Genomic DNA, 13474 nt, shown 5'->3' on the forward strand with positions numbered 1-13474 from the left:
GGGGGTCCGGTGTGACCAGGAACGTTTGCCATATACCGGGAGTCCCCACGCATGCGTCACCATCAGGCCGAGACCGTTCCTGCCGAACTGCCGCTCCTCGCGGCGCAGTCCGGCATCCTGTACGCACAGGCGCTCGCCCCGGACAACCCGGTCTACAACACCGGTGACTGCGTGGAGATCGACGGCCCCCTGGACGCGGAGCTCTTCGAGCGCGCCCTGCGGCAGACCGTACGGGAGGCCGAGACGCTCGCCCTCGTGGTCACCGCGGGGGACCCGCCCGCACAGCGCGTCGAAGCCGGCCGCGACTGGCCGCTGCACCGCCTCGACCTGCGCGGGAACCCGCGGCCGGACGCCGAGGCCGAGGCGTGGATGCGGGCCGACCTCGCGCAGCCCGTCGACCTCACCGAAGGCCCCCTGGTCACCCAGGCCCTCATCCGCCTCGCCGACGACCGCTTCTGGTGGTACCAGCGCGTCCACCACTTCGCCGTCGACGCCTACGCCCTGACCCTGATAGGACGCCGGGTCGCCGAGGTCTACACCGCGCTCGCCGCCGGCGACGCGCCCTCCCCGAACCCCTTCGGCACGCTGCGCGAACTGGTCGAGGACGAGGCCCAGTACACCGGCGGGGAGCGCCACGCCGCGGACGGCGCCTTCTGGCGCGAGCGCTACGCCGACCGGCCCGAGCCCGTCTCCCTCTCCGACCGCCCCGCCGCCCCCGCCGGCTCCGTCCTGCGCCACGACGCCGCCCTGCCCGCCGGCTCCCTGTCCCGCCTGGAGGACGCCGCCCGCGCGGTCAAGGCCACCTGGGCGGAACTGCTCATCGCCGCCACCGCCGGCTATGTGCACCGCACGACCGGTGCCCGGGACGTCGTGCTCGGCCTGCCCCTGATGAACCGCCGCGGCCCCGCCGCCCTGCGCACCCCCGCCATGACGGTCAACGTCATGCCGCTGCGCATCACCGTCCGCCCCCAGGACACCGGCGCCGAACTCCTGCGCCGCGTCGTCCTCGAGGTGCGGGCCGTCCGCCGCCACCAGCGCTACCGGCTGGAGGACCTGCGCCGCGACCTCGGCCTCACCGCGGCCGAGCAGCCCCTGTTCGGGCCGATGGTGAACATCAAGCCCTTCGAGGGCGACCTGGAGTTCGACGGCCTGCCCGGTGTCGTGCGCAACCTCGCCGCGGGGCCCGTCGACGACCTGGCCCTCGCCGTCATCCCCGCGCCCGACGGCTCCGTGCGGCTCGGCCTGGACGCCAACCCCGCCCGCTACGACCTCCCTTCTCTCGCCGCCCACGAGCACGGCCTGCGGCGCTACCTCGACGGACTCACCGACCTGCTCCTGGCCGACCCGCAGCGCCCCGTCGGCACCATCGACCTCCTGGACGCCGACGAGATCCGCGCCGCCACCGCGGGCCGCACCGAGCCCGCCCCGGACCGCACCCTCCCCGAACTCTTCGCCGAGCAGGCCGCCCGCACCCCCGACGCCACCGCCGTCCGCAGCGGCGCGACCGCCCTGACCTTCGCCGAACTGGACACCGCGGCCAACCGCCTGGCCCACGAGCTGCGGCACGGCGGCGTCCGGCCCGGTGCCGCCGTCGCGCTCGCCCTGCCCCGCGGCGCGGACACCGTCGTCGCCCTGCTCGCCGTCCTCAAGGCCGGCGGCGTCTGCCAGCCGCTCGACCTGGGCCACCCCGGGCGGCGCATCGCCGCCGTCCTGGACGACACCCGCCCCGGCTGCCTCATCGGCACCGCGAGCACCGTCCGCAGCCTGCCGGACCACGGCATCCCCACGCTGCTCCTCGACGACCCGGCCACCCGCGCCCGGATCGACGCCCGGCCCGGCACGGCTCCCGCCGCCCCCGCCCTCCAGCAGGCCGCCTACGTCATCCACACCTCCGGCTCCACCGGCAGACCCAAGGGCGTCCTCGTCACCCACGCCTCCCTCGCCAACCTCCACGCCGGCCACGGCGGCGACCACATCGCCCCGGCCGTGGAGCGCACCGGGCGGCAGCGCCTGCGCATCGCGCACACCGCCTCCTTCGCCTTCGACGCCTCCTGGGACCCCCTGATCTGGATGGTGCACGGCCACGAGCTGCACCTCCTGGACGACACCGACTACCGGGACCCGGCCGCGGCCACCGCCTACCTCCACGAGCATCGCGTCGACTACCTGGACGCCACCCCCTCCTACGTCGAAGCCCTCATCGCCGAAGGCCTCCTCGACGAGGGCCGGCACCACCCCGCCCTCGTCGTGGTCGGAGGTGAGGCCGTGCCCGAGCCGCTGTGGCAGCGGCTCGCCACCACCGAGGGCCTGAGCCCCATCAACCTCTACGGCCCCACCGAGACGACCGTCGACGCCTACTACTGGCTGCCCGGCCCCACACAGGACGCCCCCACCACCGGCCGCCCCGTGCGCGGCTCACGGGCGTACGTCCTCGACGGCTCCCTGCGTCCGACACCCCCCGGCGTCCCCGGCGAGCTGTATGTCGCCGGCGCCTGCCTGGCCGCCGGCTACCTGGGCCGCCCCGACCTCACCGCCGAGCGCTTCACCGCCGACCCCTTCGGCGCCCTGCACGGCGAGAGCGGGGCGCGGATGTACCGCACGGGCGACCTCGTGCGCCGCCGGCCCGACGGCACCCTGGAGTTCCTCGGCCGCGCGGACGACCAGGTCAAGATCCGCGGCTTCCGCGTCGAACTCGGCGAGATCCAGGCCACCCTGGCCGGGCACCCCGAGGTCGCCCAGGCCGCCGTCGTCGCCCGCGACACCCCCACCGGCAAGCGCCTCGCCGCCTACGCCGTGCTCACCGAAGGCGCCACCGCCGGGCCCCGGCACCTGACCGACCACCTCGCCCGGCTCCTGCCCGGCCACATGGTGCCCGCCGACGTCGTCCTCCTCGACGCGCTGCCCCGCACCGCCAACGACAAGCTCGACGTCCGGGCCCTGCCCGACCCCCGGCCCACCGGCGAGAGCACCGGCGCCGCATACAGGGCGCCCGGCTGCCGGGAGGAGGAGAGCATCTGCCTCCTCTTCGCCCAGGTGCTGGACCTGGACGCCCCCGTCTCCGCCGACGCGAACTTCTTCGACCTCGGCGGACACTCCCTGCTCGCCGGCCGTCTCGCGGCGACGATCCGCGACCGGGAGGACGAGGGCGTCACCCTCGCCGACGTCTTCCGCAACCCCACCCCGGCCGCGCTGGCGAAGCTCATCGCCAACGGCACGGCCCCGCACGCCGACGGCGAGCGCCCCGCGCTCGCCCCCCTGCCGCGCGAGGAGCGCATGCCGCTCTCCCCGGCGCAGAAGCGGCTGTGGTTCATGTACCGCCTCGAAGGCCCCAGCCCCACGTACAACATCCCGCTCCTCCTCACGCTCACCGGCCCCCTCGACCAGGACGCCCTGCGCCTCGCCCTCGGTGACGTCACCGAGCGTCACGAGACACTGCGGACGGTATACCCGGCCACTGACAACGAGCCCTACCAGCGGATTCTCGGCCCCGACCAGGCCCGCCCCGAGCTGCACCTCGCACCCGCGTCGGCGAGCCCGGCCGAAGCCGTGCGCCACTGCTTCGACCTCGCCGCCGAACCCCCGCTGCGCGTCACGCTGTTCACGGACGGCGCGGAGAGCCACACCCTGCTCCTCCTCCTCCACCACATCGCCGGCGACGGCGCCTCCACGACCCCCCTCGCCCGGGACCTCGCCACCGCCTACGCGGCCCGCGCCGAAGGACGCACCCCCGGCTTCGCGCCCCTGGCGGCCCAGTACGCCGACTACACCCTCTGGCAGCGCGACCTCCTCGGCACCCCCGCCGCCCCCGGCGTCTTCGCCGGCCCGCAGCTCGACCACTGGCGCAAGAGCCTCGCCGGCCTGCCCGACCTGCTCGAACTCCCCACCGACCGGCCGCGCCCCGCCGTCGCCTCCTCCGCGGGCGACACCGTTCCCTTCCACCTGGACCCGGACGCGCACGCCGCCGTCCGCACGCTCGCCCGCACCACCGGCACCAGCGTCTTCATGGTCGTCCAGGCCGCCCTCGCGGCCCTCCTCACCCGCTACGGCTGCGGCACCGACATCCCCATCGGCACCCCCGTCGCGGGACGCGAGGACGAGGCGACCGCCGATCTCGTCGGCTTCTTCGTCAACACCCTCGTCCTGCGCAACGACACCTCCGGCGCGCCGGCCTTCCGCACCCTGCTCGACCGCGTCCGCGCCACCACCCTGGCCGCCTACGAACACCCCGACCTGCCCTTCGACTGGCTCGTCGAGGACCTCAACCCGCCCCGGTCGCTCGCCCGGCACCCGCTCTTCCAGGTGATGCTGGCCTGGCAGTCCCTGCCCGACGCCGAGTTCACCATGGCCCCCGGGCTCACCGCCCGCATGGCCGCCGTCCCCTCCGGCACCGCCAAGTTCGACCTCACCCTCAACGCGGGGGAGCAGCCCGGCGGCGGCATAGCGGGCTTCCTCGAATACCGCACCGACCTCTTCGACGCCGCCACGGTGAAACGTCTCTCCACCCACCTGGCCCGGCTGCTCACCGCGGCCGCCGCCGACCCCGACACCCCCGTCACCCGGCTCCCCCTGCTCGACGCCGACGAGACGCGCCAGGCCCTGGTCGACTGGAACGCCGGTCCGAGCGAGCAGGTTCGCGCCCCCCGGACCCTCGTCGAGCTGTACGAGGACGCCGCCCGCCGCCACCCCGGCCGCACCGCAGCCACCTGCGACGGCGCGTCCCTCACCTACGCCGGGCTGTCCGCCCGCGCCAACCGTCTGGCCCGGCTGCTCGCCGGGCGGGGCATCGGCCCCGGCGCCATCGTGGCGCTCGCCCTGCCGCGCTCCCTCGACCTGGTCGTGGGCCTGCTCGCCGTCGCCAAGTCCGGCGCCGCCTACCTGCCGCTCGACCCGGACTACCCGGCCGACCGCCTCGCCTACATGCTCCAGGACGCCGCGCCGGCCGCCGTCGTCACCGACACCGCGACCGCCGCGCGCGTCCCCGCGCACGACCTGCCCGTCGTCCTCGTCGACGGCACCGAGGCCGAGGGCCTCGCACCCACGGACCTGAGCGACGACGACCGCACCCGGCCGCAGCGGCCCGGCGACGTCGCGTACGTCATCTACACCTCCGGTTCCACCGGCCGCCCCAAGGGCGTCCCCGTCACCCACCACAACGTCACCCGGCTGTTCTCCGCGACCGACCACTGGTTCGGATTCGACGAGAAGGACGTGTGGACGCTCTTCCACTCCTACGCCTTCGACTTCTCCGTCTGGGAGCTCTGGGGCGCCCTGCTGCACGGCGGCCGGCTGGTGGTCGTACCGCATCTCGTCAGCCGCGACCCGGCCGCGTTCCTGCGCCTGCTCGCCGACGAGCGCGTGACCGTCCTCAACCAGACGCCGTCCGCGTTCTACCAGCTCAGCGCCGCGGACCGGGAGAACCCCGGCAGCGACCTCGCCCTGCGCTACGTCGTCTTCGGCGGCGAGGCCCTCGAACTGGGCCGCCTCGACGACTGGTACGACCGCCACCCTGACGACGCGCCCACGCTCGTCAACATGTACGGCATCACCGAGACCACGGTCCACGTCTCCTACGTGGCCCTCGACCGCGAGAGCGCCGCCGCCGGCACCTCCAGCACCATCGGTGTCAACATCCCCGACCTGCGCGTCTACGTCCTCGACGGCCACCTCCAGCCCGTACCGCCCGGCGTCACCGGCGAGATGTACGTCGCGGGCGAGGGCCTGGCCCGCGGCTACCTCGGCCGGCACGCCCTGACCGCCGAGCGCTTCGTCGCCGACCCCTTCGCGCACCTCTTCGGCGAGCGCGGCAGCCGGATGTACCGCTCCGGAGACCTCGCCCGCCGCCGCCCGGACGGCACCCTCGAATACTTCGGGCGCGCCGACCACCAGGTGAAGATCCGCGGATTCCGCATCGAGCTCGGCGAGATCGAGGCCGTCCTCGCCGACCACCCCGACGTCGCCGACGCGGCCGTCGTCGTCCGTGAGGACACCCCCGGCGACAAGCGGCTCGTCGCCTACGCCGTCCCCGCCCGCGAGACCACCCCCGCCCTGCTGCGCGAGCACACCACGGGCGAACTGCCCGTCCACATGGTCCCGTCGGCCGTCGTCCTGCTGGAGAAGCTGCCCCTGACCGCCAACGGCAAGCTCGACCGCAAGGCCCTGCCCGCCCCCGACCTCGCCGCCGCCGTCACCGAGGGGCGCGCCCCGCGCGGCCCCCGCGAGGAACAGCTGTGCGCGATCTTCGCGGACGTCCTGGGCCTGCCCCGGGTCGGCGTCGACGACAACTTCTTCGACCTCGGCGGCCACTCGCTCCTCGCCGTGCGCCTCGCCGGCCGCGTCAAGGACGCACTCGGCGCCGAGGTCGGCATCGGCACGGTCTTCCAGGCGCCCACCGTCGCGGCGCTCGACGCCGCGCTGGACGCGGCCGAGGGCACCGACGCCCTGGACGTGCTGCTGCCGCTGCGCCCGGCGAACGACGGGGACAAGGCGCCGCTGTACTGCGTCCACCCCGCCGGCGGGCTCAGCTGGTGCTACGCGGGGCTCATCCGCCACCTGCCCGCCGACGTGCCCATCTACGGCCTCCAGGCCCAGGGCGTCGGCCCGGCGACCGCCGCCGAACCGCTGCCCGGGACCCTGGAGGAACTGGCGGCGCACTACGTCGGCCGGCTGCGCGAGGTCCAGCCCGAGGGCCCCTACCGCCTGCTGGGCTGGTCCACCGGCGGCATCATCGCCCACGCCATGGCCACCCGTCTCCAGGACCTCGGCGCCGAGGTCGAGCTGCTCGCCGTCCTCGACGCCTACCCCGCCGAGGGCTTCCGCGAGCTGCCCGTGCCCGACCAGGCCGAGGCCCTCGAAGCCCTGCTCGCCATGGGCGGCTACGGACCGGACAGCCTGGAGGGCAAGCCCTTCGAGCTCGCCCACGTCACCGAGGTGCTGCGCCGCGAGGGCTCCCCCCTGGCCAGCCTCGACGACGCCACCATCGAGGCCCTCAACCGCACGTACCTCAACACCAACCACCTCGTGCGCGCCTTCGACCACCGGGTCTTCGAAGGCGACGTGCTCTTCTTCCGCGCCACCGTCGAGACCATCGACGACACCCTCACCCCCGAGACCTGGACCCCCTACGTGACCGGGCGGATCGACAACACGAACGTCGCCTGCTCGCACAAGGACATGACCCTGCCCGAACCGATCGCGCACATCGCGAGCGTCATCGCCGACCGCCTGCAGAACCTGGAGAGCTGACCCCATGAGCGACGCACCCGCCAACCCCTTCGACGGCGACGGGGAGTTCCTCGTCCTCGTCAACGCCGAGGGGCAGCACAGCCTCTGGCCGGGCTTCGCCCCCGTGCCCGAGGGCTGGAGCATCGCCCACGGGCCCTGCGAGCGGCAGCCCGCCCTCGACTGGATCACCGAGCACTGGACCGACCTGACGCCGGCCGGCACGGCCTCGGTGGCCCCGTGAGGGGGATCGACCCGCGCGTCGCCGTCGTGATCGTCTACACGGCGGCGATGTGCATGAACGGGCTCGACTCCACCATCGTCAACCCGGCGCTGCTCACCATCGCCGGGGACTTCGGCGAACCGGTGTCGGCCGCCAACACCGTCGAGGTCGCCTTCCTCGTGGCGCTGGCCGTCGCCCTGCCCGTGGCGGGCTGGCTCGGCGACCGCCTCGGCGTCAAGAAGGTCTTCCTCGGGTCCCTGGCCGTCTTCACCGCCGCCTCCGCCGCCTGCGGACTCGCCCAGGACCTGCCGGCCCTGGTCCTCGCGCGCGTCGTGCAGGGCGTCGCGGGCGGCCTGCTGACGCCGGTGGGGATGACGCTGCTCTTCCGGGCCTTCCCGCCGCACGAGCGGATGAAGCTGTCCAAGGTGCTCATCGTGCCGACCGCGCTGATGCCGGCGCTGGGCCCGCCGCTCGGGGGCTTCCTGACCGAACACCTCTCCTGGCACTGGCTGTTCTTCGTCAACGTGCCGATCGGCGCGGCCGCCGTGCTGACCGGCGTCGTGGGGCTGCGGGAGCACAAGGAGGACGCCGAGGGCTTCGACCTGACGGGCTTCCTGCTGGCGACCCCCGCCCTGGGGCTGCTGACCTACGCGCTGGGCTTCGGCCCCACGCACGGCTGGGGGGCGCCCTCCGTCCTGGTCTGCGGACCGCTCGGGCTCGCGCTGCTGGCCGCCGGATGCGTCCACCTGCTCAGGGCGCAGACGCCGCTGCTGCGGCTGCGGCTGCTCGCCGACAGGGTGTTCGCCTCCGCCACCGTCCTCGCGCTGGTCACCTCGGCGGGCCTGATGGGCGTGCTCTTCGCCTTCCCGCTGCTCTACCAGGCGGCGCTCGGCGCCTCGGCCCTGGACGCGGGGCTGAGCGTCTTCCCCGAGGCGCTCGGACTGATGCTGGCCTCCCAGGTGGCCGACCGGCTGATGCCCCGGCTCGGCCCCCGGTGGCTGGCCGTGCCCGCCCTGGTGCTGGCGACGGCCGTCTTCGGCGCCCTGGCCGTACCGGGCGTGGCCGAGCACACCTGGGCGGTGCGGGCGCTGATGTTCTGCGTCGGCCTGGTGCTGGGCACGGCCGTGCTCACCGTCCAGATCGCCGGGTTCGCGGACGTCCCGCCGCCGGCCATGGGCCAGGCCATGGCGCTGTTCACCATCGTGCGCACCCTGGGCGGCGCGCTCGGCATCGCCGCCACCGCCGCGGTGATCTCCGCCTGGGGCGGCTCCGGCACGCACGACGCGGCCCCGGGCCCGTACCGGGCCGCCATCGCGGTCACCGCGGGCCTCGTCGCCCTCGGCGCGCTGTGCGCCCTGCGCATGCCCAAGGAGGCCCCGGCGCCGCCGCCCTTCGACGACGAGCCGGAGGGCGAGGAGATGCCGGCCGCGGCCTGACACCCCCGGCGCGTGAGGTCCCGACCGGCGGTCGCCGGTCCGGGACCTCACGCGTTCGCGGCGCCCTTACCGCCGCCCCAGCAGTCCCACGAGCCCGTCGGCCAGCCCGCCGCGCCAGCAGGCGTAGTCGTGGCCGCCGTTGAACTCGTCATAGACCACGTCGTAGCCCCGCGCCTCCAGCACGTTGCGCAGGTGCCGGTTCTGCGGGAGCAGCATCCACTCCTGCAGGCCCACCTCAAGGTGGAAGCGGACCGGCAGCCGCTCGCTGATCGCGTACTGCCGGGTCAGCCACTCGCTGCCGCCGTCGAACTCGGTCCCGTCCGGCCACCAGAAGGAGCCCGACTGGGAGAGGGCGTTGCCGAACCGCTCCGGCCTGCGGAAGGCGGCGAAGGCCGCCGTCAGACCGCCCGCGCTCTGCCCCGCCACCACCGTGCGCGCCGGATCCCGTGTCGCCCCGTACGCACGGGCGGCCCAGGGCAGCAGGACGTCCGCGAGCCAGTCGACGAACTCCTCGCTGCAACTCAGGTCGGCCATGCGCCGGGCGCGGCCCATCGTCTCCACCATGAGCGTCACGGTCGGCGGGATGCGGCCGTCGGCGAGGAGGCCGTCCAGGGTGTCGCCGAAGCCCAGCACCGGGCCCCACATCTCGCCGTCGAGCAGCACCGCGACGGCGTACGGCCCGTCGCCCGGCGCGTGCCCGGCGGGCAGGTGCACGCCCACGCGCCGGCCGTCGACCTCCGCGGCGACGCGCTCGCCGCGCGGTACGGACTCCCGCGGCGCGGCGAAGTCACTGGCGGGCGCGTCGGGCAGCTCCATGACGGACGAGGGGTTGCGGCCGTCGCGGGAGGGCAGCACCGGGCCCGCGGCCAGCGGGTCGGGCAGGGCGGTGTCCAGGACGCGCAGCCAGCTTCGGCGGTCCGTGCGCAGGGCGTCCTCGCGGGCGCCGCGGTGCACCGAGAACTGGTACGACGCGCGGTGGTCGGCCCGCAGCCGGTGGCTGAGGGCCCACACGTCCGTGCCGGGCACCTTCGCCATGAGGTGGGGGGTCAGGTCGTGGGCGTGCCGGTCCTTGTCGGTGACGGTGTGGAGGAGGGCCAGTACGGCGTCCGCCGGGGCGGTGGGATCGTCGCGCCACACGAAGGTGACGAGGCGCCAGGCGTCGTTCCCTTCGGGGTCGGGCTCGACGAGGGGCGTGCCGGTGACGGCGGTGCGCCGCCAGAAGTCTTCCAGCGCGCCGGGGCTTTCGGCCTGCACCGCTGCGGCGAGGTCCTGGAGTATCGGGCTGTGCAGCTCCACTGGTTTCCTTTCGGTGGCGGGTGCCGTGGGGAGGGGGCCCCGGTCCCGCCCTTTCGCCGTTTCCCGGGGCTGCGCCCCAGACCCCGGGCCGCGCTTCGCGCGGTGTCCTCAAGCGCCGGACGGGCTGAAGAGCGTCACACCCGCGTCGCCGCCGACCGTCCCAGCAGGACCCACAGCAGGAACGGTCCGCCGAGCACGGTCGTCACGATGCCGACCGGCACCTCGACGCCGTCGAAGACGATCCGCCCCACCGTGTCCGCCAGGACGATGAGCACGGCCCCCGTGAGCATCGAACCCACCACCGGCACCCGCAGCGGCCCCGCCAGCCGCCCCGCGATGACGGGGGAGGCGAGCGCCACGAAGCCCACCGGCCCGCAGATGCCCACGGCCAGTCCCGCAAGCCCCACCGACAGCAGCAGGCACACCAGCCGCACCCGCCCCGGCGCGACGCCCAGCGAGGACGCCGTGGAGTCGTCGAAGCGCAGCACGTTCAGCTGCCGGGCGACGACGAGCGCGAGCGGCACCAGCACCGCCAGGCCGATGAGCACCGGCGTGGCCACCGAGTAGCCGCGCCCGTTGAGGCTGCCGGAGGTCCAGACGTAGAGCGAACTGGCCGCGTTGAGCGAGCGGCGGGAGAGCACGACCTGGGTGACGGCGGAGGCGAGCGCCGACATGGCGAGCCCCACCACGAGGACGCGGTAGCCGCGCTGGCCGAGGCCGCCGGAGACCGTGGTGACGACGAGGACGGCCGCGAGCGCGCCGACCGGGCCCGCCCACCAGGCCCCGAACGTGCCGGTGAGTGTCGTCGACAGCAGCACGGCGGCGGTGGCGCCGTCGTTGACGCCCAGCAGTTCGGGCGTGGCGAGGCGGTTGCGGGCGAGGGTCTGGGTGAGGCAGCCGGCGAGCCCGAGGGCCGCGCCGGCGGTGAGCCCGGCGACGATCCGGCCGAGCCGGAACTTCTGCACGAGCAGGACGTCGAAGCGGTCGCCGGAGCCGAAGACGGCGTTGAACGTGCGGCTCAGGCTCATCTCGCTCTGACCGGCGTAGGCGGAGAGCACCACGGCGGTCACGAGCAGGGCGGCCAGGAACAGGGCCGCCAGTGCGGCACGGCGCGGCAGCAGCACCGACAGGGTGCCGCGCCGCAGGACCAGGCTGTCGGTGTCCGCGGCCCCGGCGTCCGCCGTGCGGGGCGTCCCCAGCCGGGGGAGGAGCCGCCGGGCGGGCTTGGCGCTCTCCTCCGTGGCGGGGTCGGTCATGCCCATCGCGCCGAGCCGCTTGGAGCGGACGATGCCGATGAGGACCGGGGCGCCGACGAGGGCGATGATGACGGAGACCGGCGCCTCGAAGGGGCGGGAGACCACCCGGGCGAGGACGTCGGCCCCGGTCAGCACGCCCGCGCCGACGAGTCCGGCGAGGAGGATCTGGGCGGTGAGCCGGGGGCCGGTGACGGCGCGGGCGAGGAAGCCCGCGAGCAGGCCCAGGAAGGAGACGGGCCCCACCAGCGCCACCGCCGAGGCGGTGAGCAGGGTGACGGCCACGGCGACGACCACGCGGATGACCGAGGGCCGGTGGCCGAGTCCGCGGGCGAGGTCGTCGCCGAGGGCGAGGGCGGACAGCGGCCGCGCGACGAGCAGGGCCACGAGGAAGCCCAGGGCGAGGACCGGCAGCAGGCTCTTCAGTTCGGAGTAGCCCTCGACGCCCGCGAGCGAGCCGAGGACCCAGAAGCGGAAGCGGTCGTAGGTCTCGGCGGAGTTGACGATGACGACGCTGGTGACGCCGCCGAACGTGGCGCCGAGTGCGGACCCGGCCAGGACCAGGCGCATCGGTGAACCACCGCCCCGGCGGCCCGCGATGAGCAGGACGAGCCCGCTGGCGGCGACGGCGCCGCCGAACGCCCACAGCAGGTGCCCGTAGCCGCTCGTCACCCCCAGGAAGGCGATGCCGGTGACGACGCCGAGCGAGGCGCCGGCGTTGACGCCGAGCAGGCCCGTCTCGGCGAGGGGGTTGCGGGTGACGGCCTGGAGGAGGCTGCCGGAGGTGCCCAGGGCCGCGCCGACGAGCAGCGCGGTCAGCGTCCGGGGGATGCGCAGGTCTCCCACGACCAGGGCCAGCCGGGTGTCGGCGCGGGCGCCGTCGCGTCCGAGGAGGTAGTCCAGGACGTCGCCGGGGCCGACCTCACCCGCTCCGACGGACAGGGAGAGGGCGGCGAGCACGAGGACCGCGAGCACCAGGGAGGCCGAGGCGAGAAGGAGGGGCCGGCGGCCCCCGGATGGGGCCGGTAGTGCCTCGTCGGCGACGGCCTTCGCCCCGGGGTCCACGTGCGACACAGTCATAAGGTAAGGCTAGCCTAATGATCCACGGGGGTCGGCGGGTCATCGGGTGGTCGGCATGCGAAGCCGGGCATAGCACCATAAAGTGACCGAATCTTGGCATCCGCGCCTTCAGCCGCCTCCGAGGAGAGACGCATGCCCAGCCACACCCTCAAGGACAAGGTCGTCGTCATCGGCGGCGCCTCGCGCAACCTCGGCAGCCTCATCGCCCGGGAGGTCGCCGCCGACGGCGCCAACGTCGTCGTCCACTACAACGCGCCCTCCTCCAAGGAGGGGGCGGAGCAGACCGCCGAGGCGGTCAAGGCCGCGGGCGGCGACGCGGTCGTCCACGAGGCCGACCTGACGAAGGTCTCCGAGGTCGAGGGGCTCTTCGAGGTCGCCGAGGGAGCCTTCGGCAAGGTCGACTGCGTGGTGAACACCGCCGGCATGGTCATCAAGAAACCCATGGCCGAGGTCACCGAGGCGGAGTACGACAGGATGTTCGCCGTCAACTCCAAGGCGGCGTACTTCATGATGCAGCAGGCGGCCAGACGGGTGGAGGACGGCGGCAAGATCATCACCATCGTGACCTCGCTGCTCGCCGCCTACACCGGCCTGTACTCCGTCTACGCGGGCAGCAAGGCCCCGGTCGAGCACTTCACCCGCGCCCTGTCCAAGGAGCTGTTCGGCCGCAACGTCTCCGTCAACAACATCGCGCCCGGCCCCATGGACACCGGGTTCTTCTACCCGGCCGAGACCGACGACTCGATCGCCTACCACAAGTCCTCGGCGATGAACGGCGAACTCACCAAGATCGAGGACATCGTGCCCTACGTGAAGTTCCTGCTCACCGACGGCTGGTGGCTCAACGGCCAGACCCTCTTCGTCAACGGCGGCTACACCACCCGCTGACGCCGGCCGCCGGCGCGCGCGGGCTCCGGGCCCGTTGGCGCGATTGCCCTGTGGACACCGGCGGGCGCCGTGTCCAAAGT

General features: G+C 74.4%; 6 protein-coding genes. 4 read left to right on the forward strand and 2 right to left on the reverse strand.

Annotated features, from left to right (window positions below; genetic code table 11):
• Positions 1-51 precede the first annotated feature (51 nt).
• From CYQ11_RS28010 to CYQ11_RS28020, 3 genes are read left to right on the forward strand one after another with little or no spacing between them, the layout of a single operon-like run.
• On the forward strand, positions 52-7242 hold the full coding sequence (locus CYQ11_RS28010) for a non-ribosomal peptide synthetase (RefSeq protein ID WP_099198680.1): 7191 nt from the start codon (positions 52-54) through the stop codon (positions 7240-7242).
• Between the two features lie 4 nt (positions 7243-7246).
• On the forward strand, positions 7247-7462 hold the full coding sequence (locus tag CYQ11_RS28015; RefSeq protein ID WP_099198681.1) for an MbtH family protein: 216 nt from the start codon (positions 7247-7249) through the stop codon (positions 7460-7462).
• The gene (locus CYQ11_RS28020; RefSeq protein ID WP_275666359.1) at positions 7459-8877 is read left to right on the forward strand and encodes a DHA2 family efflux MFS transporter permease subunit; all 1419 of its coding nucleotides are present in this window, start codon (positions 7459-7461) and stop codon (positions 8875-8877) included. The genes CYQ11_RS28015 and CYQ11_RS28020 overlap by 4 nt, the downstream gene beginning before the upstream one ends.
• 66 nt (positions 8878-8943) lie before the next feature.
• Here CYQ11_RS28020 and fes read toward each other — a convergent pair whose 3' ends face one another.
• On the reverse strand, positions 8944-10167 hold the full coding sequence (gene fes / locus CYQ11_RS28025; protein ID WP_104651131.1) for an enterochelin esterase: 1224 nt from the start codon (positions 10165-10167) through the stop codon (positions 8944-8946).
• 140 nt (positions 10168-10307) lie between these two features.
• A complete protein-coding gene (gene fhuB / locus CYQ11_RS28030) occupies positions 10308-12506 on the reverse strand; it encodes a Fe(3+)-hydroxamate ABC transporter permease FhuB (RefSeq protein ID WP_099198682.1) in 2199 nt (732 codons plus the stop codon).
• A gap of 132 nt (positions 12507-12638) precedes the next feature.
• On the opposite strand from fhuB, the gene CYQ11_RS28035 reads away from it, so the two are divergent.
• The gene (locus CYQ11_RS28035; RefSeq protein WP_099198683.1) at positions 12639-13394 is read left to right on the forward strand and encodes an SDR family oxidoreductase; all 756 of its coding nucleotides are present in this window, start codon (positions 12639-12641) and stop codon (positions 13392-13394) included.
• The last annotated feature ends 80 nt before the right edge of the window (positions 13395-13474 follow it).

It is taken from the genome of Streptomyces cinnamoneus, from assembly GCF_002939475.1.
GTDB classification, from domain to species: domain Bacteria; phylum Actinomycetota; class Actinomycetes; order Streptomycetales; family Streptomycetaceae; genus Streptomyces; species Streptomyces cinnamoneus_A.

Coding starts and splice junctions, on each gene's coding strand:
- CYQ11_RS28010 (WP_099198680.1), top strand. CDS start 52: ATGCGTCACCATCAGGCCGAGACCGTTCCTGCCGAACTGCCGCTCCTC.
- CYQ11_RS28015 (WP_099198681.1), top strand. CDS start 7,247: ATGAGCGACGCACCCGCCAACCCCTTCGACGGCGACGGGGAGTTCCTC.
- fhuB (WP_099198682.1), bottom strand. CDS start 12,506: ATGACTGTGTCGCACGTGGACCCCGGGGCGAAGGCCGTCGCCGACGAG.
- CYQ11_RS28035 (WP_099198683.1), top strand. CDS start 12,639: ATGCCCAGCCACACCCTCAAGGACAAGGTCGTCGTCATCGGCGGCGCC.